The 24,945-nt window shown below is 65.8% G+C and carries 27 protein-coding genes and 2 tRNA genes; 21 read left to right on the top strand and 8 right to left on the bottom strand.

The window, feature by feature from the left end; genetic code table 11:
• Positions 1-549: a YcnI family protein gene (locus P24_RS04470; protein ID WP_008943509.1), complete on the bottom strand. Its 549-nt coding sequence runs from the start codon at positions 547-549 to the stop codon at positions 1-3.
• 78 nt (positions 550-627) lie between these two features.
• On the bottom strand, positions 628-1,044 hold the full coding sequence (locus P24_RS04465) for a DUF2946 domain-containing protein (RefSeq protein WP_156816170.1): 417 nt from the start codon (positions 1,042-1,044) through the stop codon (positions 628-630).
• A 226-nt stretch (positions 1,045-1,270) separates the two neighbouring features.
• Between P24_RS04465 and P24_RS04460 the strand changes: the two genes are divergently transcribed.
• The 7 genes from P24_RS04460 (at position 1,271) to P24_RS04430 (ending at position 8,954) form a co-directional block, all read left to right on the top strand.
• Entirely contained in the window at positions 1,271-3,199 is a 1,929-nt protein-coding gene (locus tag P24_RS04460) for a PAS domain-containing hybrid sensor histidine kinase/response regulator (protein WP_008943507.1), read from the top strand.
• Positions 3,199-4,257, top strand: a complete 1,059-nt coding sequence (locus P24_RS04455) for an HD domain-containing phosphohydrolase (RefSeq protein ID WP_008943506.1) — start codon at positions 3,199-3,201, stop codon at positions 4,255-4,257. Before P24_RS04460 ends, P24_RS04455 begins: the two co-directional genes overlap by 1 nt.
• A 73-nt stretch (positions 4,258-4,330) precedes the next feature.
• A complete protein-coding gene (gene fabI / locus P24_RS04450; protein WP_008943505.1) occupies positions 4,331-5,113 on the top strand; it encodes an enoyl-ACP reductase FabI in 783 nt (260 codons plus the stop codon).
• Between the two features lie 72 nt (positions 5,114-5,185).
• Positions 5,186-6,100, top strand: a complete 915-nt coding sequence (locus P24_RS04445) for a pirin family protein (protein WP_008943504.1) — start codon at positions 5,186-5,188, stop codon at positions 6,098-6,100.
• Between the two features lie 40 nt (positions 6,101-6,140).
• Complete coding sequence (locus P24_RS04440; protein ID WP_008943503.1) at positions 6,141-7,034, top strand: helix-turn-helix transcriptional regulator; 894 nt, start codon at positions 6,141-6,143, stop codon at positions 7,032-7,034.
• A 301-nt stretch (positions 7,035-7,335) separates the two neighbouring features.
• On the top strand, positions 7,336-8,256 hold the full coding sequence (locus P24_RS04435; protein ID WP_008943502.1) for an aldo/keto reductase: 921 nt from the start codon (positions 7,336-7,338) through the stop codon (positions 8,254-8,256).
• Complete coding sequence (locus tag P24_RS04430; RefSeq protein WP_008943501.1) at positions 8,256-8,954, top strand: DUF6064 family protein; 699 nt, start codon at positions 8,256-8,258, stop codon at positions 8,952-8,954. The genes P24_RS04435 and P24_RS04430 overlap by 1 nt, the downstream gene beginning before the upstream one ends.
• On the opposite strand, the gene P24_RS20690 is transcribed toward P24_RS04430, so the two are convergent.
• Positions 8,944-9,288, bottom strand: coding sequence for a TonB-dependent receptor (locus P24_RS20690; RefSeq protein WP_008943500.1), 345 nt, complete (start codon positions 9,286-9,288; stop codon positions 8,944-8,946). The two genes, P24_RS04430 and P24_RS20690, sit on opposite strands and share 11 nt — an antisense overlap.
• A gap of 54 nt (positions 9,289-9,342) precedes the next feature.
• A complete protein-coding gene (locus P24_RS04425) occupies positions 9,343-10,989 on the bottom strand; it encodes a TonB-dependent receptor (RefSeq protein WP_008943499.1) in 1,647 nt (548 codons plus the stop codon).
• Between the two features lie 180 nt (positions 10,990-11,169).
• On the opposite strand from P24_RS04425, the gene P24_RS04420 reads away from it, so the two are divergent.
• Complete coding sequence (locus P24_RS04420; protein ID WP_008943498.1) at positions 11,170-12,105, top strand: fumarylacetoacetate hydrolase family protein; 936 nt, start codon at positions 11,170-11,172, stop codon at positions 12,103-12,105.
• 253 nt (positions 12,106-12,358) lie between these two features.
• Here the strand turns inward: P24_RS04420 and P24_RS04415 are convergent.
• Positions 12,359-12,433 (bottom strand) — tRNA-Thr (locus P24_RS04415).
• Positions 12,434-12,612: 179 nt separating this feature from the next.
• Positions 12,613-12,744, bottom strand: a complete 132-nt coding sequence (locus tag P24_RS20610) for a hypothetical protein (protein ID WP_272943346.1) — start codon at positions 12,742-12,744, stop codon at positions 12,613-12,615.
• A gap of 130 nt (positions 12,745-12,874) precedes the next feature.
• Here P24_RS20610 and P24_RS04410 point away from each other — a divergent pair, with 130 nt between their 5' ends.
• From P24_RS04410 to P24_RS04395, 4 genes are all read left to right on the top strand, one after another.
• Positions 12,875-13,054, top strand: a complete 180-nt coding sequence (locus P24_RS04410) for a hypothetical protein (protein WP_040706506.1) — start codon at positions 12,875-12,877, stop codon at positions 13,052-13,054.
• 73 nt (positions 13,055-13,127) lie between these two features.
• Positions 13,128-14,402, top strand: a complete 1,275-nt coding sequence (murA, locus tag P24_RS04405) for a UDP-N-acetylglucosamine 1-carboxyvinyltransferase (RefSeq protein ID WP_008943497.1) — start codon at positions 13,128-13,130, stop codon at positions 14,400-14,402.
• Positions 14,403-14,443: 41 nt separating this feature from the next.
• Positions 14,444-14,917: a DUF2948 family protein gene (locus P24_RS04400; protein ID WP_008943496.1), complete on the top strand. Its 474-nt coding sequence runs from the start codon at positions 14,444-14,446 to the stop codon at positions 14,915-14,917.
• A 16-nt stretch (positions 14,918-14,933) separates the two neighbouring features.
• Entirely contained in the window at positions 14,934-16,127 is a 1,194-nt protein-coding gene (locus P24_RS04395; protein WP_008943495.1) for an MFS transporter, read from the top strand.
• Between the two features lie 2 nt (positions 16,128-16,129).
• Here P24_RS04395 and P24_RS04390 read toward each other — a convergent pair whose 3' ends face one another.
• Positions 16,130-17,338 carry a PAS domain-containing sensor histidine kinase gene (locus P24_RS04390; RefSeq protein WP_202802354.1) on the bottom strand — a complete coding sequence of 403 codons (1,209 nt, stop codon included), beginning with the start codon at positions 17,336-17,338 and terminating at the stop codon, positions 16,130-16,132.
• A gap of 107 nt (positions 17,339-17,445) precedes the next feature.
• A complete protein-coding gene (locus P24_RS04385) occupies positions 17,446-19,062 on the bottom strand; it encodes a gamma-glutamyltransferase family protein (RefSeq protein ID WP_008943493.1) in 1,617 nt (538 codons plus the stop codon).
• Between the two features lie 205 nt (positions 19,063-19,267).
• Between P24_RS04385 and hisG the strand changes: the two genes are divergently transcribed.
• The 9 genes from hisG (at position 19,268) to P24_RS04340 (ending at position 24,854) form a co-directional block, all read left to right on the top strand.
• Positions 19,268-19,948 (top strand): ATP phosphoribosyltransferase, encoded by a 681-nt coding sequence (gene hisG, locus P24_RS04380; RefSeq protein ID WP_008943492.1) that lies wholly within the window; start codon positions 19,268-19,270, stop codon positions 19,946-19,948.
• On the top strand, positions 19,938-21,236 hold the full coding sequence (hisD, locus tag P24_RS04375; protein WP_008943491.1) for a histidinol dehydrogenase: 1,299 nt from the start codon (positions 19,938-19,940) through the stop codon (positions 21,234-21,236). The genes hisG and hisD overlap by 11 nt, the downstream gene beginning before the upstream one ends.
• 5 nt (positions 21,237-21,241) lie before the next feature.
• The gene (locus tag P24_RS04370; protein ID WP_008943490.1) at positions 21,242-21,727 is read left to right on the top strand and encodes a UPF0262 family protein; all 486 of its coding nucleotides are present in this window, start codon (positions 21,242-21,244) and stop codon (positions 21,725-21,727) included.
• 5 nt (positions 21,728-21,732) lie between these two features.
• On the top strand, positions 21,733-22,176 hold the full coding sequence (locus P24_RS04365) for an arsenate reductase ArsC (RefSeq protein ID WP_040706562.1): 444 nt from the start codon (positions 21,733-21,735) through the stop codon (positions 22,174-22,176).
• A 125-nt stretch (positions 22,177-22,301) separates the two neighbouring features.
• Positions 22,302-22,520 carry a translation initiation factor IF-1 gene (gene infA, locus P24_RS04360; protein ID WP_008943488.1) on the top strand — a complete coding sequence of 73 codons (219 nt, stop codon included), beginning with the start codon at positions 22,302-22,304 and terminating at the stop codon, positions 22,518-22,520.
• 47 nt (positions 22,521-22,567) lie between these two features.
• Positions 22,568-23,188 (top strand): Maf family protein, encoded by a 621-nt coding sequence (locus P24_RS04355; protein WP_008943487.1) that lies wholly within the window; start codon positions 22,568-22,570, stop codon positions 23,186-23,188.
• Positions 23,170-24,378, top strand: a complete 1,209-nt coding sequence (locus tag P24_RS04350) for a ribonuclease E/G (RefSeq protein ID WP_008943486.1) — start codon at positions 23,170-23,172, stop codon at positions 24,376-24,378. The genes P24_RS04355 and P24_RS04350 overlap by 19 nt, the downstream gene beginning before the upstream one ends.
• Positions 24,379-24,444: 66 nt before the next feature.
• Positions 24,445-24,666 carry a DNA gyrase inhibitor YacG gene (locus P24_RS04345; protein ID WP_008943485.1) on the top strand — a complete coding sequence of 74 codons (222 nt, stop codon included), beginning with the start codon at positions 24,445-24,447 and terminating at the stop codon, positions 24,664-24,666.
• 112 nt (positions 24,667-24,778) lie between these two features.
• Positions 24,779-24,854 (top strand) — tRNA-Phe (locus tag P24_RS04340).
• Positions 24,855-24,945: the final 91 nt, after the last annotated feature.

Genomic DNA, 24,945 nt, shown 5'->3' with positions numbered 1-24,945 from the left:
TTACTTTCCTTCCGTCAGGCGCAGCACGGGGGCGGGGCCCATATCCATGCCCGGGCCATGCGAATGGGTGTGGGTGCCCGGTTCGGCGCTCCAGTGCCAGGACTTGCCGCCATCGCATTCCTGCACGGTCACGAAGGGCAGGACGGTGCCGGCTGCACCCGCCGGCAGCTTCAGCGACAGGGCGAATTCGTCGAACTGCCAGTCCGGCAGGCTGTTGCCGCTCCAGATCACCTGGACGATCCGCTCGGACAGCATCTTGCCGTGGCCGGCAGGCACCGGCTCGGCCAGCTTCTCCTTCAGGAACTCGACCTGCCAGCCCGGCTTGGCCTGCGGGCGGGCGGTCAGGATGCCCTCGGGCAGCACGACGATGACCTTGTTGGTCGCCGCACCGTCACAGCCATGGGTGATGCGGACGGTGACCTTCTGGTAGCTGCCGGCGGGGGCCTGCTTCGGCTCCACCACGGCATGAGCGCCGGCGGGGGCGGAAGCCGCCGAAATGCCGGCAGCGGTCGCGGCACACAGGGCCGCGACGCGGAATGCGTTACGCATGAGGATTAACTCCATCGTATGGGATCGACAGCGCGCGGCTTTATCGAAGCCGGCGCCTTGTTGTGGTTTTCAGGTCGATCAGACGATGGCGGGTGGGGCGCGGGCTTCCGGCCAGCGCAGCACAATTCCGGCAGGGCGGCCGGCATCCGGGGCCGGGCGCAGCCGCAGCGCGGTTTCGCTGAGGGCGGGAAGGGTGTTCGGGGCTGGCGGGGGCAGGATCGCGAGCTGCTGCGCGCCGAGGCAGAGCGGGCAATGCAGAACCTGCCCACTGTCGCCGGGGTCAGTCGCATCGCCGGCCCGGATGAGCTTGTAGCCCTCGGCGGTACAGACCATGAAGGTCTGCGCCTTGCCCTCGATCTGGCTGGCTCTGGCCTCAGCGGCATAGAAGAACGGCAGCAGCGACTGGGCGAACAGCGTCACGACCAGCAACGCGGCGGTCAGTAACCGCCACGACTGCTCGGCCCGTGCCGTTCTGTTCTGCAAGCCCTTGGTCAAGACCGTTTTTCCCCGCAAACGCCAGCGCACCTTAGTGAGGGCGGTGTGCTTTGCCAAACGAATTTCCGGCAGGTCAGCGGTAATCGGCTGTGGGCTTAATCGATTTTTAATGCCTGACTTTTAATTTGCATTTTATCAAAGATAGGCAGGCACAACCCCGATGTCATTTCCAGGCGACCATGTTCACCCGCAGGCGCAGCGGCATCCCTCACATCCCTCAGGGGCATTGCAGCAAGGGGGCCAAGGCACGGGCTTTGAGCACACGCTCCGCTTCTACAAGAACATCGTCGATTCGGTGGTCTCTGGGGTCGTGGTCATCGACAGGCAGGGGGAAATTGTCGAGCTGAACCCGGCGATGCAGCGGATTTTCGGCTATGCACAGGAGGAACTGCTCGGCGCGAATATCAGCATCCTGATGCCGGAAACCCATGGCCGGAACCATGACAATTACCTGCGTCGCTATGCCGAAACCGGGAAGAACAGAATCATCGGCCGGTCGCTGGAATTATCCGGAAAGCGCAAGGATGGCACCGTGCTGCCGCTGGAAATCACGGTGACCGAGATCAGGATTGGCGATGATCCGCATTTCGTCGGTGTGCTGCGCGATATAACCGAACGGAAAGAGGTCGAAAGGACGCTGCAGAAAGAGCGCGGCCTGTTACGTCAGGCGCAGGAGATCGCCCGTCTCGGCAATTGGGAGATCGCCGGCACGGACGGCTCGATCCACTGGTCCCCGGTCGTATACGAGATTTTCGGCCAGGACCCTGCTGTCTTCCGGCCCACCATCGCGAATTTCTACGACATGGTGCATCCCGACGATCTGGAGGGGCTGAAGCGTCACATCGCCAAGGCCAGGGAAACCGGCATCTATGACATGGTGCATCGCATCGTGCGGCCCGATGGCGCGGTTCGCCATGTGCACGAACGGGCGCGCTTCGAGCCGGGGCCGGACGGAACCTCAAGGTTTGCGGTCGGTATCGTCCAGGATGTCACGGACATGGTCCAGGCGAAGGAGCAGGCCGAGGCCGCCAGCCGTGCGAAGTCTGACTTCCTGTCCAGCATGAGCCACGAGTTGCGCACCCCCCTTAACGCGATTATGGGGTTCGCCCAGGTTCTGGAGATCGACGAGGGGCTGAGCGAAGACCAGCTGGACAGCGTGCGGACGATCCGGCGTTCCGGCCAGCATCTCTTGCAGCTCATCAATGAAATTCTCGATCTGGCACGGATCGAATCCGGGCGAATCGAGCTCTCCATTGAGGATGTCGGCCTTGCCGAGCTGTTCGCGGAGAGCGGAGGGCTGGTGACGCCGCTGGCGGCAAATCGCGACATCGCCGTGCAGTTCGCACGCAAGCCGTCCGCCATCGCCGTGCGCGGCGACCGCACCCGCCTTAACCAGGTGCTGGTCAATCTGTTGAGCAACGCCGTGAAATATAACCGTCAGTCAGGCAGCATCGTGGTGACGGCGCTGCCGCGCGGCGATGGCATGGTCCGGATTTCCGTGGCGGATACCGGCAACGGCATTCCGTCGGAAAAGCTGGATCAGCTGTTTACCCCCTTCAACCGGCTGGGGGCGGAGAACAGCGAGATCGAAGGCACCGGCATCGGCCTGGTGATTGCCAAGCGACTGATCGAGGGCATGGGCGGGCACATCGGCGTCGATAGCCGGATCGGGGCCGGCACGACCTTCTGGGTCGAATTGCCGATGGCGGAGAAGCCGTTGCAGAAGCCTGTGCCGGTGGCCGGGGAAAAGCAGCGCCATAACAGGGCTTTGTCTGCCGGCACGGTGCTCTATATCGAGGATAACCCCGCCAATCTGAAGCTGGTACGGCAGGCGCTGGCGAAACATCCTCAGGTAACGCTGCTGGAGGCTTATCATGGCGCGCTCGGGCTCGATCTGGCGCAGGTGCATCTGCCCGATGTGATCCTGCTCGACATCAACATGCCCGGCATGAACGGGCTGGAAGTACTGGCGCGGCTGAAGGCCGACCCGGCAACCAGGGAAATTCCCGTCCTCGCCCTGTCTGCGGCGGCGATGGAAAAGGATGTTGAGCGGGGCAAGGGGGCCGGCTTTGAAGAGTATCTGACGAAACCCATCGATATCCGGCTGTTGCTGGAAGCGTTGAATGACCGGCTTGGCCGGAACAGGAGCGTGTGATGATGATACCGGATCTGATGTCGATGCCGATCCTGGCGGTCGATGACGAGCCGACCAACCTGAAGCTTCTGCAGAAGATGCTCGGCATGGAGGGTTACACCAATCTGGTGCTGCTGGATAAACCGTCTGAGGTGGTGGAGGCCTATCGGCAGCACCGTCCCGGCCTGATCCTGCTGGACATCAATATGCCGCAGATGGACGGCTATAAGGTCATGGCGGCGCTGAACGCGCTTGAAGACCCGATGCTGCCGCCGATCATCGTGCTGACGGCGCAATCTTCGCAGGAATTCATGCTGCGTGCCTTCAAGGCTGGTGCCAGGGACTATGTCACCAAGCCGTTCGAGCGGGCGGAACTGATGGCGCGCGTGCGCAACCTGCTGGAAGCGTGCATGGCGCAGCGGATGGCCTTCGAGCATCGCAAGATGCTGCAGGAGATGGTGCGCGAACGCACCGCCAAGCTGCACCGCACCCGCCTGCAGGTGGTCCGCCGGCTGGGCCGTGCTGCGGAATACCGCGACAACGAGACCGGCAACCATATCCTGCGGATGAGCAAGATATCGGCCCTGCTGGCCCAACGCGTCGGCTGGTCGGAGGAGGATTGCGAGCTGATGCTGCATGCCAGCCCGATGCACGATATCGGCAAGATCGGCGTTCCCGATCATATCCTGCTGAAGCCCGGCAAGCTGACGCCCGAGGAATGGGAAGTCATGAAGACCCATGTCGATATCGGCGCCGAGATCCTGGCGGACAGCGATGCCGACCTGCTGGTGCTGGGCCGTTCCATCGCGCTCAGCCATCACGAGAAATGGGATGGCACCGGCTATCCGAACGGCCTTGCCGGCGAGGCTATTCCGATGGAAGGCCGGATCGCGGCGATGGCGGATGTGTTCGACGCGCTGACTTCTGTGCGGCCCTACAAGAAGGCCTGGCCGGTCGAGGACGCGGTGGCCTATGTGAAGGACCAGTCCGGCAGGCAGTTCGATCCGTCGCTGGTACCGGTCTTCGTGGATGCCCTGCCGGAAATCATGCGGATACGCGCTGAACACCCGGAATCCTGATTCTCCGCCTTGCGTCATCATTCGGTCGGATGAGTCTGCTACCCTCCCCTGACGAAACAGGAGGGGCGATCCGATGACGGAACCGAATGGCAAGGGAAGTCTGGCCGGCAAGCGCGGCCTGGTGCTGGGCGTGGCGAATGATAGTTCGATCGCCTATGGCTGTGCTGCCGCCTTCCGGGCGGCCGGCGCCGATCTTGCCCTGACCTATCTCAACGACCGCACGCGCGACTTCACCACCCCGCTGGCCGAGGCGCTGGGGGCGGATATCTACCTGCCCTGTGACGTGCGCGAGGACGGCCAGCTGGACGCGGTGTTCGCGGAGATCGGCCAGCGCTGGGGTAGCCTTGATTTCGTGCTGCATTCCATCGCCTATGCGCCGCGCGAGGATCTGCATGGCCGCGTCACCGACAGCTCACGCGACGGTTTCGCCATGGCGATGGATGTCTCCTGCCATTCCTTCATCCGCTGCGCCCGCCTCGCCGAACCGCTGATGCGTGACGGCGGCACGCTGCTGACCGTCAGCTTCTTCGGGGCCGAGAAGGTGGTCGAGCATTACAACATGATGGGGCCGGTGAAGGCGGCGCTGGAATCCTCCGCGCGCTACATGGCGGCGGAGCTGGGCCGGTCGGGCATCCGCGTGCATGCGCTGTCGCCCGGCCCGCTGCGCACGCGCGCGGCCTCCGGCCTTGACCGTTTCGACGAGCTGCTGGACCGTGCGGCCGCAAAGGCACCGCAGCATGCACTGGTGACCATCGGGGATGTCGGCGCGCTGGCTGCCTTCCTGGTCGGCGACGGTGCGAAGGCGATGACCGGCGGTATTCACTATGTCGATGGCGGCTTCAATATCGTGGGGTGAGGTCTTCTCGCTTGCCGATCCGCCGGTCAGCGAAGATCATCGATACCGGACCGGATAAGGAAGGATAAGCGGATGAGCTGGCAGAACGCACAGGACCCGGTGCTGGGCGACAAGAAATCCTGCGACGCGCTGGAGCTGGTGATCGTGCCGCGCGCCCGCGATCTGGGCGGCTTCGAGGTGCGGCGCGCGCTGCCGCATGGCAAGCGCCAGATGGTCGGGCCCTTCATCTTCTTCGACCAGATGGGGCCGGCACTGTTCAAGGCGGGTACCGGCATCGATGTCCGCCCGCATCCGCATATTGGCCTCGCCACCGTCACCTACCTGTTCGATGGCGCAATCATGCATCGCGACAGCGAGGGCAATACGCTGGAAATCCGCCCCGGTGCCATGAACCTGATGACGGCAGGCAGTGGCATCGCCCATTCCGAGCGCACATCCGATGCGGTGCGCGCCAGCGGCAGCGGCCTGTTCGGCATCCAGAGCTGGATCGCCCTGCCGAAGGGCAGCGAGGAGGTCGCGCCCTCCTTCCAGCATTTTGCCGCTGACAGCCTGCCCCTCGTCAGCGATGGCGGTATTGAGGCGCGGGTGATCGCGGGCAAGGCCTTCGGCGCGGAATCGCCGGTCGGCATGCTGTCCGACTGGTTCTATGCCGAGGTGCAGCTGGCCGCCGGCGCCACCGTGCCGCTGGATGCCGATTATGAGGACCGTGCGATCTATCTGGCCGAGGGCGAGGTGGAGATCGCCGGGGACCGGTTCGCCGCGCCCGCGCTGCTGCTGTTCCGGCCGGGCGACCAGATCGCGGTGCGCGCCGTGCAGGCCAGCCGGCTGATGTTCCTGGGCGGCGCCACCATGGAGGGGCCGCGCCATATCTGGTGGAACTTCGTTTCCTCCAGCAAGGAGCGTATCGAGCAGGCCAAGGAGGACTGGAAGTCCGGCCGCTTCAAGCCGGTGCCGGGCGAGACGGAGTTTATCCCGCTGCCCGGATAGCGCATAAATAGACTTCCTTGCCCGCAACCGCCGGAGCCGCATGAAGATCGTCGAACCGCTCGATTTCCTGACCACCAAGGAGCTGGCCGATATCCTGCGCGTGAAGGAGCGCAAGATTTACGAGATGGCGGCCGCCAACGAGGTGCCCTTCACGCGGGTCACCGGCAAGCTGCTGTTTCCCAAGGCGCTGGTGATTGCCTGGCTGTCCCGCCGGACGGAGTTGGGCGATGATGGGCTGGCGCTGCCGGACCCGCCGGTGGTGGCGCTGGGCAGCCACGACCCGCTGCTGGACTGGGCCTTGCGCGAATCGGGCTCCGGCATGGCCTCCTTCTTCGATGGCAGCCTGGACGGGTTCGATCGCTTTGCCCGGCGCGAGGGCGTGCTGTGCGGCATGCATGTGCCGACACCGGAAGCGGAGGGCTGGAACCGCCACCTGATCGAGGCGCGGATGCCGGCCATGCCGGTGGTTCTGATGGAATGGGCCTGGCGTGAACGCGGGCTGATCGTGCCCGCCGGCAATCCAGGGAAAATCGCCGGCATCGCGGACCTGGCAGGCTGCCGCACCGTGCCACGCCAGCCGGAAGCAGGCACGCAGCTGCTGTTCGAGCGGCTGGCGGCGGAGGCGGGGCTGGCACCCGATGCCTATGAACGGCTGCGCCCGGCGCGCAGCGAACAGGATGTGGCGCTGGCGGTGCTGGAAGGGCAGGCCGATGCCGGCCTCGGCCTGGCATCGGTGGCGGCACAGTACCGGCTGGGCTTCGTGCCGCTGGTGCGCGAGCGTTTCGATCTCGCAGTCTGGCGACGCAGCTGGTTTTCGGAGCCGGTGCAGGCCTTCTTCAGCTTCTGCCGTACGCCGGACTTCGCGGACCGGGCAGCACAGCTTGGCGGCTATGACGTCAGCGGCTTCGGGCGCGTGCACTACAACGGCCCGTAAGGCTCTATCTTCTTGAAAATGCACATAAAAAAACTCGACCGGATGGGTGCATCGCGGTCGAGTCGAGTTGGAATTGGTTCAGCAAAACGACACCAAGCAATATATCGGCACAAAATGGATGTGTGTTTTGTGTCGAAAAACTGCATTGCTTAATGACAAGCGGACATTATGGGATTTTTTGACGCCTATCAACCGTAAATCGATGAGCGACTGTGATGTCTCTCCGGATAGGCCCTTTGCCTGCCCTCTCCTTGCCCCATCTAGGGAATAGGAGGGAGAAGCGATGATGAAAGGAGTGTCCATGACATCCTCCAGACGCAGCATTCTGAAGGGCGCCGCCGCCACGGCTGCGCTGGCCGGGCTTCCCGTGCACGGCCTCATGGCGCAGCAGTCGGGCCCCTTGATGCGGCCGGTGCCATCGAGCGGGGAGCTGATCCCCGCTGTCGGGCTTGGCACCTGGATCACCTTCAATGTCGGCGAGGACCCTGTGCTGCGCGACGAATGTGCGGCAGTGATGGAGGCCTTCTTCAAGGCCGGCGGGCGGGTCATCGATTCCTCGCCGATGTATGGCTCCGCCCAGTCGGTGGTCGGCTATGGTCTGGAAAAGCTGGGAAGGCCGAAGACGCTGTTCTCTGCCGACAAGGTCTGGATATCCGACGGCGCGGAAGGCCGGGCGCAGGTGAACCGCTCCCGCCGGCTTTGGAACGTGCCGCGCTTCGAGCTGATGCAGGTGCATAATCTGCTCAGCTGGGAGGCGCATCTGGAGACGTTGCAGGCGATGAAGGCGGCGAAGGAGATCCGCTATGTCGGCATCACCACCTCGGAGGGCCGCCGGCACGATCTGTTCGAGCGGGTGATGGCGACCCAGCCGCTGGATTTCGTGCAGATCAGCTACAACCCGCTGGACCGTGAGGTCGAGCAGCGCATCCTGCCGCTGGCACGGGAACGCGGCATCGGCGTTATCGTGAACCGGCCGTTCCGGCAGGGCGCGCTGACCCGGCGGCTGGAGCGCGAGAAGCTGCCGGGCTGGGCCGCCGAGGTAGGGGCGGAAACATGGGCGCAGCTGATCCTGAAATTCATCCTGGCGCATCCCGCCGTTACCGTGGCGATCCCGGCGACCACCAAGCCGCACCATGCGCGCGAGAATATGCAGGCGGCCTCCGCCCCCCTGCCGGATGAGAAGTTCCGCGAACGCATCGCCGCCCATATCCGGGATATCTGATGGCCGACTGGTCGAGCTATCGGCTGGAGGATTTCATCCTGTTCGCGCCGCGCGCCTATTGGCGGCTGTTCGAACTGCACAATGCGGCGCTGTGGCCGGCACAGCCGCTGATCCTTCTGCTGGGGTTTGGTATTACGCTGCTGGCCCTGCGCGGATCGCCCCGGGCCGGCCGGCTTGGCCTCGCCTTGCTGGCGGCGGGCTGGGTCGCGGTGGGGCTGTTGTTCTTCTGGCAGCGCTATGCCAGCATCAACTGGGTAGCCCCCTATGTGATGCCGGTGTTTCTGGCGCAAGCAATCCTGTTGTTGCTGGCCGCACGGGCCGCAATCCTTCCAGCCCGGCCTCTACGGCGCTTTCGGGAATGGGGCGGGGTGGCACTCTTCGCCTACGGGTTTTTCCTGCATCCGCTGCTGCCGCTGGTCTTCGGGCGGCCGCTGGCACAGGCGGAGCTTGCCGGCCTCGCGCCTGACCCAACCGCCATCGCCACGCTGGGCCTGCTGTGTCTGCTGCCGCGTGGCCTGCTGTCCGGCCTTTCCTTGGCCGTTCCGGTCCTGTGGTGCCTTGTGAGTGCGGCCACCCTGCATGCGATGGATGAGGGGCAGGCGCTGGCGCCGCTGGCGGCAGCGCTGGTCGGTGCCGCGGTCTGGGCCTTGCCGCCAAGGGGTGACGGCAAGGCTGACACTGGGCCGATCAGAACCTGACGGTTCCGACCACCCGCAATTCGCGGCCGCGCAGGGGGGCTTCGTCTTTCAGCAGGGAGATATGGTTGCGCCCTTCCGAATCGGTGAGGTTGCGGCCCTGCACATGCAGCACGAAATCGTCGTTGCCGGCGATCGGCCGGAAAGCCAGCGAGGCGTTCAGGAAGGCATAGCCGTCCGTCTCGGTTTCGTTGGCGCCGGTGCGGTCCTGCTCGGCAGCGCCCGCCAGCTCCAGCCGGTAATCGACATGGTTGGTATAGGCGTTGATGCCGATGGTGTAGCCCAGCGGCGGGATCAGCGGCAGGTCCTCGCCGGTCTCCCGGTTCTCCGCCCGCACATAGTCGAGCGATCCATCCAGGCTCAGCGCGAGGCCGGGCCGGTCCAGGAAGGTCTAGGCGGCCTCCACCTCGAAGCCGTGGAAATCGGCATCGGTCTGGCGGTAGCGCAACTCCTGCAGCCCGTCGCGCTCGCCGCCGGTGAAGTCGCGGAAGATGTAATCGCGGTAGCGCGTGGCGAACAGATTGACCGCGCCGGTCACCGGGCCCCGCACCTTGCGCAGTGACAGCTCGGCGTGCAGCGCCTCCTCCTTGCCGAGTTCGGTATTGCCGATCTCGTAGGAATCGGTCGCCAGATGCGGCCCGTCGGAGAACAGCTCCTCGGCGTTCGGCGCGCGCTCGGTGCGCGACAGCGAGACGCCGACGGTATAGTCCGTGGACAGCCGGTAGCTGGCGCCAGCGGAAACGCTGACCGCGGTGAAGTCGCGCTCCAGCCCCAGCCCGTCGGCCTCCACCGTCTGGCTTTCCAGCCTTCCGCCGCCGGTAAACTGCCAGGGGCCGGTCTCGTAGCGCTCGACCAGGAACAGCGCGGCATTATCGGTGATCGTCGGCGGCACGAAGGCTTCCTCGCCGACCGCCTGGAAGTCACGGCGGCTGGCCTGCACGCCGAACACGCCCTGCAGGCCGAAGATCGGCTTGTGCGTCAGGTCGAGCCGGCCTTCCCAGCCGCGATTCTCGAAGATCGTGCCAACCTCGTCGCCCTCCAGTTCCAGATGGCGGTAATCGGCGTGACCCAGGCGCAGGCTGGCTTCCTCCAGGAAAGGCAGCGGCTCGTACAGGCCGAAACGCGCATCATAGCGGGTCTGCTGCATGTCGATGCGCACGCCGCCATGCTCGTGATCGTGATCTTCCTCCTCCTCTTCGCCTTCTTCATGTTCATGTTCATGGCCGCCCGGAATGCCATACAGGCTGGAATAGCCGCTGACCGCGAAGCCGGCATAGCCGTGCTCGCCCAGATAGCTGGCGCCGACCGAGCCGCCCGAGCGCTCGACCGCGCTGTTCTCGACCTTGCCCTTCAGCCCTTCCTCGCGTGCTTCTTCGCTGGCGAAGCCGTTCACCCGGTAGTCGCTGGCATCGCTACTGAAGCCTTCCAGATGCAGCACGACATTGTTGCCCGCTGCCAGGCTGGCCGAACCGAAGCCTTCCAGCGCGCTCGATCCGGTGGAGAAGCCGAGGCGCGCCATGCCCTCGACCAGATCCTTCGGTCGGTGCATCGGGATGCGCCCGTCGGTGACGCTGACCACGCCACCGACCGCCGAACTGCCATAGAGCAGGGCGGCCGGGCCGCGCAGCACTTCCACCCGCTCCGCCGAGTCCATCGGGGTGACGACGGCATGGTCCGGGCTGGCGGTGGAAGCGTCGAAGCTGTCCAGCCCGTTCTGCAGCACGCGCACGCGCGCTGCGCCCTGGCCACGGATTACCGGCCGCCCGGCGCCGGGGCCGAAATCGCTGTTGGCGACGCCCGGCGTGCGCGCCAGCGTCTCGCCCAGTGTCGGCGCGCGGCGGCGTTCCAGATCGTCGCCGGCCAGCACGGCGCTGCCTTCCACCAGCTCCTCCTGCGTGCTCTTCAGCGGGGCGATCTCAATCACCACCGGCTGCAGGGTGACGGGCTCTGCCTGCTGGGCGGCGAGGGGTGCGGCGGAAAACGGCACGGCCATCAGCGCCAGCAGGCTGACGCCGGCGCGCAAACTCTGGAAGTTCATTAGAAAATGCCCCTAAAATAATACGTTATAACGTAACATAAAAGAATCACGCGGCGTGATGCAACAGCCATTGCGGGCATCGGGCGGAGGCGTACTATCCCCTTCGGAAACCTTACTCCTGACGCCGCAGGCCAGTCCTGGCCGCGCGGCCTTCCGACAAAAAACCAGACGAGGCATGGGATGAAACTGCTGCATTTCGACGATTTCCGCGTGGGCGTGCTGCGCGGAGACGAGGTGGTCGATGTGACCGAGTTGCTGGCGGATATTCCGCGCACCGGCCCCAATGATGTGATGCGCGGGCTGATCGAGCGGTTCGACAGCTATCGCGGCAAGCTGGAAAAGGCTGCCGCCGAGGGCAAGGGCATTCCGCTGGCCAGCGTGCGTATCCGCCCGCCGCTGCCGCGTCCCGGCGCCATCGTCTGCATGGCGGTGAACTACATGGAGGACGGCACGCTGACCGAAAAGCCAGTCATCAACGCCTTCCAGAAGACGCCCAGCGCCGTCATCGGCCAGGGCGACACGATGGTGCTGCCGGACGTGCCGGCCCATGTGTTCGAGGGCGAGGCGGAGCTGGCGCTGGTCATCGGCAAGCGCGCCAGCAACGTGCCGGCGCAAAAGGCGAAGGACTATATCTTCGGCTACATGAACTTCATCGATGGCTCGGCGCGCGGGCTGCCGGCGCCCAACAACAGCTTCTTCCAGGTGAAGTCACGCGCCACCTTCGCGCCCATCGGCCCGTTCCTGGTGACGGCGGACGAGGTGCCCGACCCGCAGAATCTGCGCGTGCGGCTGTGGGTGAACGGCACGGTGAAGCAGGATTTCAACACCAGCGACATGGCGCATGACATTCCGACCTGCATCGAATGGATGAGCTCCGTGCAGACGCTGGAGCCGGGCGACATCCTGGCCACCGGCACCAACCATCGCGGCCTGTCCTCACTGCAGGATGGCGACAAGGTGGAGCTGGAAGTCGAAGGCATGGGCCGGCTGGCCTTCAAGGTGCAGGACGACCTGAAGCGGACCTGGGGCCGCGATACCCGCCTGGAACACAAGGAGAAGGGTCTGGACGGCCCCTACACGCCGCAGCTCACCGGCAAATATTCCAAGGCGGGGTGAGGCGTAACCACTAAACTGTCATTGCCGGGCTTGACCCGGCAATCCAGGGGCCGCGTTCTGTAACGCTAGAAGCTGAGCACCACCTCTGGACCCCCGGGTCAAGCCCGGGGGTGACGGAAATTTTGGGTGATGGCTGGGTTTTTCCCCAGCTTTCCCCCAGAACCCCCGCATAAATGCGCAGTGTTCTGCATCCATTTGCACAATCCGCCAAATTAGCAGATTTGCCACAAGCCAAGGATTTTCTAAGGAAGAATGGTGCTGCGAGACAGGATTGAACTGTCGACCTCTCCATTACCAATGGAGTGCTCTACCACTGAGCTACCGCAGCATCCGGAGGGCGGCGGCGCTGTGCCGGCTGGCCCTGAAGGGGAGGCATCCCCCCGAAAGCGGGCGGAACATGCCACAGCAGGGCGGGGCATGCAAGCAGGGATGTGAGGGAAATTTACGACGGTCCGTACAGGGCACGGATGGGGCCAGGATACGGTTGCCCAACCCTTTGCGAAGGGCCTAGAACCAGCGCAGATCGGCGTCGAAAGCCTCGTCCAGGTGGCGGTCGACGGCGCGGCAGAACAGCTTGACCGCCGGCGGGACGATCAGGGCGACGGTGACACCGATCATGATGACGGCAATGGCGGCCATGGGTCATTCTCCGGTAAGAATGCGCGGACTATACTGACGGCCTGTGACGCTGGCGTGACGGCCCCGTGACGCGGATATGACCTTTTCCTGTTTGTGTCATGTGCGGTTGGGCGACAATCGAGGGATGCGGATGGACGACAAGAAGCAGAAGCTGGCCCAGGCACTGCGCGACAATCTGATGCGCCGCAAGCAGCAGGCGCGCGCCCGGGCGAAAGGCGATGCTGATATGACAAAGGAAAACACCGATCCGCAATCCGACGGTCGCAAAAAAGCCACGCTGTCCGAAAAATCTGATACCGCGTCGGGTTGAGGCGGGTCAGCGCCTGCGCTAAACACGGCGGCACCGAGTAATCATCCTCCTTCCTCTCATATCGAGAAGCCAGATGGACAGAATCCGTATCCGGGGAGGGCGCCCGCTCCAGGGCCGAATCCAGATCAGCGGCGCGAAGAATGCCGCCCTTCCCCTCATGGCGGCGTCGCTGCTGACCGACAAGACGCTGAGCCTGTCCAACCTGCCGGCGCTGGCCGACATCGCCACCATGGGCAAGCTGCTGGAGCAGCATGGCGTCGATCTGCGGATCGAGGGCGAGAATGCTGCCCGCAAGGGCCATCTGACGGCGGCGCGGATCACCAATACCACCGCGCCTTACGATCTGGTGCGCAAGATGCGCGCCTCCGTGCTGGTGCTGGGGCCGATCCTGGCGCGCTGCGGCGAGGCGCGGGTGTCGCTGCCGGGCGGCTGCGCCATCGGCAACCGGCCGGTCGATCTGCATGTGAAGGGACTGACCGCGCTGGGGGCGGAAATCTCGCTGGAAGAAGGCTATATCCACGCCACCGCGCCGAAGGGGCTGAAGGGCAACCGCTTCGTGTTCCCGCAGGTCTCCGTCGGCGCCACCGAGAATATATTGATGGCGGCCTGCCTCGCCGAGGGCGAGACGACGCTGGTGAACGCCGCGCGCGAGCCGGAGGTGAACGACCTCGCCCATTGCCTGAACGCGATGGGGGCGAAGATCGAGGGTATCGGCACCGATACGCTGAAGATCCAGGGCGTGGCGGCGCTGCATGGCGCCGAGCATCGCGTGGTCGCTGATCGCATCGAGGCCGGCACCTTCGCCATCGGCGCGGTGATGACCGATGGCGAGCTGGAACTGACCGGCATCTGCCCGACCCTGCTGGAATCGCTGCTGAAGCTGCTGGGAGAGGGCGGGGCGAAGATCGAGCCGATGCAGGACGGGTTCCGCATCCGCCGCGCCAATGGATCGATGGACGGCGTCGATGTGATGACCGAACCGTATCCCGGTTTCCCGACCGATCTGCAGGCGCAGATCATGGCGCTGATGACGGTCTCCAAGGGGGCGGCGATGATCACCGAGACGATCTTCGAGAACCGCTTCATGCATGTGCCGGAACTCTGCCGCATGGGGGCGAACATCAATGTCCACCATTCCTCGGCGATGATCCGCGGCGTGGAGAAGCTGCGCGGTGCGCCGGTGATGGCGACCGATCTGCGCGCCTCGGTCTCGATGGTACTGGCCGGGCTGGTGGCGGACGGGGAGACCATCGTGAACCGCGTCTATCATCTGGATCGCGGTTATGAGCGGCTGGAGGAGAAGCTGGCCGCCTGCGGTGCCGATATCGCGCGCATCGCCGGGGAATAGGCGTTAGTCTGTCGGGGGGAAGATCGAGAGGGGGGCAGGCCGTGACGGATTTCCGGCCGCTGAAATTGCGGGGCGAGGATGCGGAGGACATGGTGGTGATTGCCGCCTGTCTGCAGGATGCTGTGGTGCCGGTTGAGGACATCGTCTTCCGGCCTGGCTCCGAGCATGCGCCGGGCGAGTTCGTCATGGTGGCGCAGCGCTTCCGCTGGGAGATGCTGGGCCCGGACGAGAAGCCGGTCGAGGGCGACCGCTATGAGCGCGTGCTGTGCGGCGTCACCTTCCCCGGCGTGCACCGGGTCCGCCTGTCCGACATCGACCGCCGGTGGGACCGCGACGAGCTGCTGAACCTGCTGACTTTGGTGGCGACGGAGGAGCAGGGGGCGGCCCGCATCGATCTGGTGTTTGCCGGCAACAAGGCGATCCGGCTGGAGGTGGCGCGCCCGGCCTGTGCGCTGGAGGATTACGGTCAGCCCTGGCCCACCATCTTCCGCCCGCGCCATCCGGTCGCCGGCTGACGCGGCGGTCCCGGCGGTGCAGGACAGTACAAAAGCCATCGTCGCGCTGACCTTCGCCTACATTCTCAGCCAGTTCTTCCGCAGCTTCCTGGCCGTCATCGCGCCGGAGCTGATGGCCGACCTCGATCTGACGCCGGCCCTCTTCGGCTGGCTGTCCTCGGTCTTCTTCCTGGCGTTCGGCGCGGCACAGATTCCCGTCGGCATCGCCTTCGACCGTTATGGCGTCGGGCGGCCGACGACGATCCTGCTGGGCGTCGGCGTGGTAGGTGCCGCGCTGTTCGCGGTGACACCGAATGCGGCACTCGCCGTGGTGGCGCAGGTGGCGCTGGGCCTTGCCTGCGCGCCGATCTTCATGGGGCTGATGTACTACTGCTCCCACCATCTGCCGGAACCGCGCTTCGTGCAGGCGGTGACGCTGACCAGCGCCATCGGCACGGCGGGCGCCTTCATGGCGGCGGCGCCGCTCGGCTGGGCGACCTACCTGTTCGGCTGGCGTCCGGCGCTGGCGATGGCGGCGGCGATGACACTGCTGGCAATGCTGGGCGTATGGCACTTCGTGCGCGACCGGCGGATCGGCGAAGGCCCGCAGGAGACCGCTGGGGAAACCGCGCGGGCCTGCCTTGCCGTGCTGCGTTTGCCGGTGCTGTGGACGCTGATCCCGGCCTGCCTGGTGCTGGCCGCCGGCATCACCTTCCGCAATGCCTGGGGCGGGCCATATCTGTCCGACGTGTTCGGTCTGGATGCGGTGTCGCGCGGCGAGGCGATGACGGTCGCCAGCCTGTTCGGGCTGCTGTCGGCCTTCGCCGTGCCGCTGCTGGTAAGACGCTGGAACACCAAGCCCATCGCCACGGTCTGGCTGGCGGTGACCTTCCTGGGGGCGGTGGCGCTGGCGCTGCTGCCGGCGGCCGATGTGCTGCTCAGTGTCGGGCTGATCTCGCTGCTGTTCACCATCGGCAACATCCACCCGCTGCTGATGACGCAGGGCAAAGGCGTGCTGCCGGCGTCAGCGCGAGGGCGCGGCTTCGGCGTGCTGAACAGCTTCGTGTTTCTGGGATACGCAATCGCCTCGGCGGGTTTCGGCTGGATCGCCGAGACCGCGACTGGCGCCGGTCTGGCCCCTGCAGGCGTGTTCGCCTGGATATTCGCGGCGGCCGCTGTCGCGCTGCTGGCGGCGCTGGTGCCCTACCTGCGGAGCCCGCGGCCCTCTTAATCCTACTCTACGATCCGGGTGCGCGGCAGCCAGACCAGCACGCGCGTACCCTTGCCCTTTTCGCTGTCGATGGTCAGCCGGCCGCCATGCAGCTCGACCAGGTCTTTGCTGATCGGCAGGCCCAGGCCGGTGCCGCCGCGGCTGCGGGTCATGTTGTCCTCGATCTGCACAAAGGGCTCCAGCACCCTGACGGCTTCTTCCTTGGTCATGCCGCAGCCGGTATCGGAGACCCAGAAGCACAACCCGTCCTCGGTCTCCTGGCCGCCGATGGCCACGTCGCCGCCGGCCGGCGTGAACTTGATCGCGTTGGCAACCAGATTGGTCATCACCTGCTTCAGCCGCACGGCATCGGCGTTCAGTGCGGGATAGCCCTCGGGGAAGCTGGCTGAAAGATGCAGCCCGGCCTTCTGGGCGCTGGCCGCGAACAGCCGGACGGTGCCGATGGCGATGCTGGGAGTATCGACGATGGCTTCACGCAGATGCATGTGGCCGGCGCCGATCTTCGACAGGTCGAGAATATCTTCGATCAGCGCCAGCAGCTGCGAGCCGCTGACGCGGATATCCTCGGCATAGTCGAAATAGCGCGGGTCGCTGTCGCCATAGAGCCGCCGGGAGATGATCTCGGAAAACCCGATGATCGCGTTCAGCGGCGAGCGCAGCTCGTGGCTCATGACGGCCAGGAAGGTGCTCTTGGCCTCGGAGGCCGCCTCGGCGGCGACGCGCGCCTTGGCCAGTTCCGCCTGCGCCTTTACGCGGCTGGTGATGTCCTCGACCACGCCCTCATAGAACAGCGCGGTGCCGTTCTCGTCACGGATGGTCCAGGCATTCTCGGACACCCAGATCCGCTCGCGCGTGTGCATGCGATAGACTTCGGAGACGAACTCCTTCACCGAATCGTTCGCCGCCATCGCCTCCTGGAATTCGCGGCGTCGGGTCGGCGAGACGTACCAGGCATTTCCGTTGATTCGCAGATCTTCGATCATCTGCGCCTCGCTCTCATAGCCGTTCATGGCGACGAGGGCGGGATTGGCGCGCAGCACGGTGCCATCGGGCGAGGAGCGGTAGAGGCCAACCGTCGCATGCTCGAAGATCGACTGATAATCGGCATTGCGTTGCCGCCGTTGCGCCAGCGATTCCGGAGCCACCGGAGAAGCGCCGGTCATCATGCTGCTGATGGGCAATCGCTCGCTGGCCATACGGCTGTCACTCATTCTGGCTAGTCCACACAGACAATATTCCAGAGTAACCGTTAACAAAGTGTTTTTTTATTAAAATTACAGCTGATTTTTGTGTCCTTGCAACTGTGTTGAAAAGTGTTTCAGCGCTTTGGCACCGGTATCGCCGCACCGTCCCGCCGGCTGTCGGCTGCCCCTTCCAGCGCGCCTGTGACGGCATCGCGGGCAATGGCGTGCATGCCGCCGCAGGACCAGGAATAGGCGCCCAGCGGCGTGACGTCGTGCCCGCGTGCGCGCAACTCTTCCATCACCTCCGGGCTGACCCGGCTCTCCAGATTGACCTTTCGGCCATCGAACAGCCGGCCGCGTGGCGCGTCGATGGCGGCTTGCAGTTCCAGCCCGTAATCCAGCCAGTGCACCATGGCCTGGCTTTGCGTCTGCAGGATGCCGTAACTGCCCGGCGTGCCCAGCGTCAGCGCCAGCTTGCCGTCGCGCGTGCCGATGGTGGGGGCGAGGCACATGGCGTAGCGCGCGCCAGGCTTCAGCCGGTTCGGCGAGGCCGGGTCCAGATCGGTCCAGTTCAGGAAATTGTTCAGGCACACGCCAGTGCCGGGGATGACGACGCCGGACCCCCAGGGCGAGCCCAGGCTTTGCGTCAGGCACACCGCATTGCCCTCGGCATCCATCGCGGAGAAGGAGGTGGTTTGCTCGTTCAGCTTCGGCCCCTCGGCCAGCGGCCCGGTGGCGAACTGCTCGGTGCGGCCCCAGACGGCATCCTTGCCCTCGACCAGCGCGCGTAAGGGGGCGACGCTTTTCTCCGACAGCAGGTCGAGGATTTGTTCTGGCGTGCGCTTGTTGTTGCGGATGCGCAGCTCGGCGGCGACGCGCACCGCGCGGAACACCCGGTCCAGATGATCAGCGCCCAGATGCGGCAGGCTGGAGAAGTCGGTTCCCGCCAGCAGCCGCAGGGTCAGCGGGAACTGGAAGGATTCGGCGGGCGGCGGCGGCACGTTCAGGATCAGGCCGCGATACTCCGCCTGGATCGTCTCTTCCCAGATCGGTCGCACAGCCTCCAGGTCGGCCAGACTGATGCAGCCATCATTGCCCGCCATGTAATCGGCCAGCTTCTTGCCCAGCGGCCCGCCATAGAGATGACCGATGCCATTGGCGGCAATCGCCTCCAGCGTGTCGGCCAGCTCGGGCTGCTTCAGGATCATGCCGCGCTTCGCGGCACCGCCGAAGGCATAGACCCGCGCCCACTCCGCGCTCATCGGGCGGGCGCTGACCGCGTTCAGCATGTCGAGATAGAAGCCGGTGATGGGGTAGCCGTTGCGCGCCAGCGCGATCGCCGGGGCCAGTGCCTCGGCCAGGCTCAGCCGGCCATGCGTCTTCTGCAGCGTCGCCCAGCCGGCAAGGTTGCCCGGCGTGCCGCTGGCCAGCGGGCCGTTCACCATGCGCGCCTTGTCGGCGCTGTCGATGGGGAAATTGGCCGGGCAGGGGGTGTGGAAATCCAGCGAGCGGGCGCGCCCTTCCGAGGCCACCCAGCAATTCGCCATGCCCAGGCCGGCGAAGCCGGACATGTAGGGTTCCACCACATTCAGCGCCGCCGCCGTGGCGGCGATGGCATCGAAGGCGTTGCCGCCCTTGCGCAGCATCTCGGCGCCGGCATCGGCGGCCAGCGGATGCGCCGCCGTCACCATGCCGCCCAGCGTGCGCACCGATGGCCGTTGCGTGTGTTCGCTCCTGCCGGTTTCGGCCATTGGTTCCTCCCGATGTCTGGCTGATCTGCGCGGAATCGCGCGAAGCTGTTGTTATCGCATCACGATAGTCTTTTTTTCCTGCGACGCCAGTGGCTTCGCGCCCGCCTGCGGCGAAGCGCCGGTTGACACCGGGCCTGTCTGGTCCTAGGTCAAGCGATCCTGTATCGTCGGCGCGCGGAAAGGCGCCTTACCGGAAGACAAGATCATGCCCGCGAACGCGAACGAAGCGCTGGTCCTGGCACTGCCCAAGGGCCGTATCCTGAAGGAGGTCATGCCCCTGGTGCGCAAGGCCGGCATCGAGCCGGAGGCCGCGTTCGAGGATGAGCATAGCCGGCAGCTCACCTTCGCGACCAACCATCCGGAGATCAGCATCATCCGCGTGCGCTCTTTCGATGTGGCGACCTTCGTTGCCTTCGGCGCCGCGCATCTGGGCGTGGCCGGCAGCGATGTGCTGATGGAGTTCAACTATTCGGAAATCTATGCGCCGCTTGACCTTGGCATCGGCAAGTGCCGGCTGTCGGTGGCGGAGCCGGTGGACCTTGCCGGGCGTGACGATCCGCGCCGCTGGAGCCATGTCCGCGTGGCGACGAAATATCCCGACATCACCCGCCGGCATTTCGCGGCGCGCGGCGTGCAGGCCGAATGCATCAAACTGAATGGCGCAATGGAGCTGGCCCCCAGCCTGGGCCTGTGCCGGCGCATCGTCGATCTGGTCTCGACCGGGGCGACGCTGAAGGCGAACGGCCTGGTCGAGGTGGAGCAGATCGCCGAGATCAGCTCCCGCCTGGCGGTGAACCGTGCGGCGCTGAAGACAAGGCCCGAGCAGATGATGCACTGGATCGACCGGTTCCGCGAGGCGTCGGAGGGGATGGCCAATGCCGCGTAGGATGGATGCAGGCGCTACCGGCTTCGCAGCCGATTTCGCGGCGTTCCTGGCGGAGGATCGCGACAATGGCGTGGATGTCATGGGCGTGGTGCGCGATGTGCTGTCGCGCGTCCGCGACGAGGGCGACGCCGCCGTGCTGGACTATACGCGCAAGTTCGACCGGGTCAGCCTGACCGCCGAGACCATGCGGGTGACGGCGGCCGAGGTGGATGCCGCCTTTGCCGCCTGCGGTGCTGACGAAATCGCGGCGCTGGAAGTGGCGGCCGCCCGCATCGAATCCTTTCATCGCCGGCAATTGCCGGACGGTTTTTCCTATACCGACCCTGAGGGGGTGGAACTGGGTCTGCGCTGGAGCGCGGTGGAGGCTGTCGGCCTCTATGTGCCCGGCGGGCTGGCCGCCTATCCCAGCTCAGTCCTGATGAACGCCATGCCGGCCAAAGTGGCGGGCGTGCCGCGCATTGTGATGACCGTGCCGACGCCGGATGGCGTGCTGAACCCGCTGGTGCTGGCCGCTGCGAAGCTGGCCGGCGTCACGGAAATCTACCGCCTCGGCGGCGCGCAGGCGGTCGGTGCGCTGGCCTATGGCACGCAGACCATCCGGCCGGTGGACAAGATCGTCGGCCCCGGCAACGCCTATGTGGCGGAGGCCAAGCGCCAGGTGTTCGGCACCGTCGGCATCGATTCCATCGCCGGCCCGTCGGAAATCCTGGTGGTCGCCGACCGCGACAATGATCCCGACTGGATCGCCGCCGACCTGTTGAGCCAGGCCGAGCATTCCGACGATGCGCAATCGGTGCTGATTACCGACGATGCCGACTTCGCCGATGCCGCCGCCGCCGCCGTGGAGCGCCAGCTGGCCGTGCTGCCGCGCGGCGCCATCGCCCGCCAGAGCTGGGAGAAGTACGGCGCCATCATCACCGTGCCGGCATTGGATGATGCCGTGCCGCTGGTGGACCAGATCGCGCCGGAGCATCTGGAACTGGCGGTCGCCGATCCCGAGGCGCTGTCCGCGAAGATCCGCAATGCCGGTGCCATCTTCCTTGGCCGGCACACGCCGGAGGCGGTGGGCGATTATGTCGCCGGGCCGAACCATGTGCTGCCGACCTCGCGCACGGCGCGCTTCTCTTCCGGCCTTGGCGTGCTCGACTTCATGAAGCGCAGCACGCTGATCCGCTGCGATGCCGCCAGCCTGGGGCGCATCGGCCCCGCCGCCGTCACCCTGGCGGTGGCCGAGGGGCTGGACGCCCATGCCCGGTCCGTGGCCATCCGGCTGGGTAACGGAGGCTGACCGGTGTGAGCGACGCGGGGCAGGATCGGCGCCGGCTCGTCAGGATCACGCTTGACGAGCGTACGGTTGTCCGGCGCAGCCCCGAGGTCGAGCATGAGCGCGCGGTCGCGATCTATGACCTGCTGGAGGACAACAGCTTCGCGCCGGCCGGGCACGAGGGCGGCCCCTATCATCTGAGCCTGTCCATCGAGGATAACCGGCTGGTGATGGATATCCGCACCACCGACGAGGTGCGGGTGGCGGAGGTACAGCTGGCCATCGGCTCCTTCCGGCGTATCGTGAAGGATTATTTCACGATCTGCGAAAGCTATTACCAGGCGATCCGGCGCGCTTCGCCCTCGCAGATCGAGGCCATCGACATGGGGCGGCGCGGCCTGCACAACGAAGGCTCCGAACTGCTGCGCGAGCGGCTGTCCGGCAAGGTGGAGATCGACTTCAAGACGGCGCGCCGCCTGTTCACCCTCGTCTGCGTCCTGCATATCCGGGGGTGATGAAGATGCGTGACCTGCCGGGTTCCGTCCTGTTCGCCTGTTCGCAGAATGCGGTGCGCTCCGCCATGGCCGAGGCGATCCTGAAATCGCTGCATGGCAAGCACATCTACGTCGACTCAGCCGGCGTCAGAGCGTCCGAGGTGAACCCCTTCGCGGTCGAGGTGATGCGCGAGATCGGCCTCGATATCGCACGCCACCGCGCCAAGACCTTCGACGAGCTGCTGGACGGGTCCTTCGACCTGGTGATCTCGCTGTCGCCGGAGGCGCAGCACCGCGCGGTGGAGATGACCCGCACCATGGCCTGCGACGTCGAATACTGGCCGACGCTGGACGCCACCGCCATCGAGGGCAGCCGCGAGGCAGTGCTGAACGCCTACCGCGATGTGCGGGATTCGCTGCTGAAACGCATCAGGGAACGCTTTCCGGCCGCACCGAAATCGGCGGTTTGACTGGAACCACACAAGAAATGCGCGGGCCTCATGGCGGTCCTGTGCGCAATCCGCTTGAAAAAGGTTGACCTCGCGGCAGTTTCGGCACCACAACAGGGCGATTTTTTCCACAAGAAGGGATGCCTATGGCAAAGGAAGACGTCATCGAATTTTCCGGTACGGTCGTCGAATTGCTTCCGAACGCGATGTTCCGCGTGAAGCTGGACAATGATCACGAAGTGCTCGCGCACACTTCCGGCAAGATGCGCAAGAACCGGATCCGCGTGCTGGCTGGTGACCGGGTGAATGTCGAAATGACGCCCTATGACCTGACCAAGGGCCGCATCACCTTCCGCTTCAAGTAACCGGCATCCTTGCCGGATAACCCCGTGCCGGAACTGGGAGAAGGGGCATGACCGCGCCCGAACCGCCGGCCCGTCTGGTACTCGCCTCCGCCTCGCCGCGCCGCCTCGACTTGCTGGCGCAGATCGGCATCGTCCCCGCCGCGGTGGACCCTGCCGATATCGACGAGACGCCGCTGCCCCGCGAACTGCCTGTCGATCACGCGAAACGCCTGGCCGAGGCGAAGGCCGCGGCCGTCGCGGCGCGTCATCCGGGCTGTTTCGTGCTGGCCGCCGATACGGTGGTGGCCTGCGGGCGGCGCATCCTGCCGAAGGCGGAGACAGAGGCCGAGGCGAAGGCCTGCCTTGCGCTGCTGTCCGGCCGGCGGCATCGGGTGATCGGCGGCGTCTGTCTCGTCACGCCCAAAGGCAAATCCATCGTGCGCGCCATCACCACTGCTGTTGCCTTCAAGCGGCTGGCGGCGGAGGAGATTGCCTTCTACCTCGCCGGCGGCGAATGGCGCGGCAAGGCCGGCGGCTATGCCATCCAGGGTTTTGCCGCCGTGTTCGCGCGGCAGATTGTCGGCTCCTACAGCAATGTGGTGGGGCTGCCGCTGCACGAGACCTACGCGCTGCTCAGCGGCAACGGTTATCCCTGTCTTGAGGCCAGCTCATGTCGCGGGCAGGGCTAGAGGGCGTCGATACGCTGCTGCTGGAGGTCGGCCCCGGCCTGACCCGCATCGCGCTGCGCCGCGACGGTTCCCTGATCGAACTGATAATCGAGGCCGCCGGCCATGAGAGCCGCATCGGCTGGACTCTGCTGGGCCGCGTCATCGAGGTCTCGCACGGGCTGGATGCCGCCTTCGTCGATACCGGCGAGGCGGAGCCGGGCTTCCTGCCGGCCCGCGCGGCGCGGCTGCTGAAGCCGGACATGCCGGCCGGCACGCCGATTGCCCGGCTGGTGAGCGAGGGCGAGGCGATCCTCGTGCAGCAGGTGAAGGATGAGAGCGCCGGCAAGGGGCCAGCGCTGTCCGCCGATATCGCCCTGCACAGCGACCATCTGGTGCTGACGCCGCGCCTGCCCGGCGTGGCCGTCTCGCGCAGCATTCCCGGCAAGGCGGAGCGCTCCCGGCTGCGCCGCGCGGCGCTGGATGCCGCCCTGGCGCTGGACCTGCCGAGGCAGGAAGGGATCGTCGTGCGCACTTCCGCCGCCGGTCTCGATGCCGCGACGATCCAGTCGGAGCTGGAGGTGCTGGCCGGGCGCTGGCGCGCGATCCAAGCGAAGGCCGCGCAGGCGAAGCCGCCGGCCCTGATCGACCGGCCACCGGGTGCGCTGGAGCTGCTGCTGCCGCATCTGCCGGCGGGGGCGGACATTCTCTGCGCTGATCTGGCCGGCCACACGAGCGTGACGCGCTGGTGCGAGAAACATCGGCCCGGCCTGCTGCCGAACATCGTGCGCTATCGCGGTCACGATCCGCTGTTCGCCCGCGAGGGGGTGGAGGAGGAGATTGCCGCCGCTCTGGAGCGCATCGTGCCACTGCCGGGCGGCGGGGCGCTGGCCATCGACCCCACCGAGGCGCTGGTCGCCATCGATGTGAACGGGGCGGAGCGGGACCCGCGCGAGGCCGTCTTCGCCGCCGTTCCGGAAGTCGCGCGGCAACTGCGCCTGCGCCAGCTTTCCGGCCTCATTCTGGTGGATTTCCCCCGGCTCGACCGCCGCGACGACCGCGACAAGCTGCTGGAGGCGCTGCGCACGGCGCTGGCCGGCGACCGGGTGGCGACGCAGCTGCTGGGCTTCACGCGCGGCGGGCTGGTCGAGATCATCCGCCCGCGCGACCGCGACACGCTGGCCCACCAGCTGGCGGCATTGCGCGCCAGTTGACGGATCGGGCTGGCTGTCCTATCTGCGGACGGACGCATGATACCGGACCAGCCCACGGGAACAGACATGGCCGAAATCCATCATTTGCCGCGCCGCCGCAAGCAGGCCGCCTGCCCGGTCTGTAAAAAGCCGGCGGTCGAGACCTTCCGGCCGTTCTGCTCGAAGCGCTGCCAGCAGGTCGATCTCGGGCGCTGGCTCGGCGGCACCTACACACTGCCGACCGAGGAGGAGCCGGACGAGGCGGATATCGAGGCGCTGGCCCGCCGGCTGGAGGACAGCGAAAACTGATATGACATTTTCGTGGGCGCGGGCCGGAAAATGTTGGACAGCCCCCCGGGAATTTCCTATAAGCCAATCCCGCTCGGCGAGCGTCATCGCCACGGTGCAGACGATGCGCCAAGCCCAGGTAGCTCAGTTGGTAGAGCATGCGACTGAAAATCGCAGTGTCGGCGGTTCGACTCCGTCCCTGGGCACCATTTTCTTCCTCCTGTTTTCCCCGAATGGATGACTGACGCGCGCCCGATGAGTTGCGCGTGGCCTGGCCGTGCAATCAACCGTTGCCAAGCC

The sequence above is a fragment of the Oceanibaculum indicum P24 genome, from assembly GCF_000299935.1.
GTDB lineage: Bacteria > Pseudomonadota > Alphaproteobacteria > Oceanibaculales > Oceanibaculaceae > Oceanibaculum > Oceanibaculum indicum.
Note: the sequence above shows the minus strand (reverse complement) of the source record. Positions and strands in the feature narration are given on the sequence as shown.

Coding starts and splice junctions, on each gene's coding strand:
- P24_RS04430 (WP_008943501.1), top strand. CDS start 8,256: ATGGCCGACTGGTCGAGCTATCGGCTGGAGGATTTCATCCTGTTCGCG.
- P24_RS04470 (WP_008943509.1), bottom strand. CDS start 549: ATGCGTAACGCATTCCGCGTCGCGGCCCTGTGTGCCGCGACCGCTGCC.
- infA (WP_008943488.1), top strand. CDS start 22,302: ATGGCAAAGGAAGACGTCATCGAATTTTCCGGTACGGTCGTCGAATTG.
- P24_RS04385 (WP_008943493.1), bottom strand. CDS start 19,062: ATGGCCGAAACCGGCAGGAGCGAACACACGCAACGGCCATCGGTGCGC.
- P24_RS04440 (WP_008943503.1), top strand. CDS start 6,141: ATGAAGATCGTCGAACCGCTCGATTTCCTGACCACCAAGGAGCTGGCC.
- hisD (WP_008943491.1), top strand. CDS start 19,938: ATGCCGCGTAGGATGGATGCAGGCGCTACCGGCTTCGCAGCCGATTTC.
- P24_RS04435 (WP_008943502.1), top strand. CDS start 7,336: ATGACATCCTCCAGACGCAGCATTCTGAAGGGCGCCGCCGCCACGGCT.
- P24_RS04445 (WP_008943504.1), top strand. CDS start 5,186: ATGAGCTGGCAGAACGCACAGGACCCGGTGCTGGGCGACAAGAAATCC.
- fabI (WP_008943505.1), top strand. CDS start 4,331: ATGACGGAACCGAATGGCAAGGGAAGTCTGGCCGGCAAGCGCGGCCTG.
- P24_RS04355 (WP_008943487.1), top strand. CDS start 22,568: ATGACCGCGCCCGAACCGCCGGCCCGTCTGGTACTCGCCTCCGCCTCG.
- hisG (WP_008943492.1), top strand. CDS start 19,268: ATGCCCGCGAACGCGAACGAAGCGCTGGTCCTGGCACTGCCCAAGGGC.
- P24_RS04420 (WP_008943498.1), top strand. CDS start 11,170: ATGAAACTGCTGCATTTCGACGATTTCCGCGTGGGCGTGCTGCGCGGA.
- P24_RS04365 (WP_040706562.1), top strand. CDS start 21,733: ATGCGTGACCTGCCGGGTTCCGTCCTGTTCGCCTGTTCGCAGAATGCG.
- P24_RS04345 (WP_008943485.1), top strand. CDS start 24,445: ATGGCCGAAATCCATCATTTGCCGCGCCGCCGCAAGCAGGCCGCCTGC.
- murA (WP_008943497.1), top strand. CDS start 13,128: ATGGACAGAATCCGTATCCGGGGAGGGCGCCCGCTCCAGGGCCGAATC.
- P24_RS04350 (WP_008943486.1), top strand. CDS start 23,170: ATGTCGCGGGCAGGGCTAGAGGGCGTCGATACGCTGCTGCTGGAGGTC.
- P24_RS04455 (WP_008943506.1), top strand. CDS start 3,199: ATGATGATACCGGATCTGATGTCGATGCCGATCCTGGCGGTCGATGAC.
- P24_RS04390 (WP_202802354.1), bottom strand. CDS start 17,338: ATGAGTGACAGCCGTATGGCCAGCGAGCGATTGCCCATCAGCAGCATG.
- P24_RS20610 (WP_272943346.1), bottom strand. CDS start 12,744: ATGGCCGCCATTGCCGTCATCATGATCGGTGTCACCGTCGCCCTGATC.
- P24_RS04410 (WP_040706506.1), top strand. CDS start 12,875: ATGGACGACAAGAAGCAGAAGCTGGCCCAGGCACTGCGCGACAATCTG.
- P24_RS04425 (WP_008943499.1), bottom strand. CDS start 10,989: ATGAACTTCCAGAGTTTGCGCGCCGGCGTCAGCCTGCTGGCGCTGATG.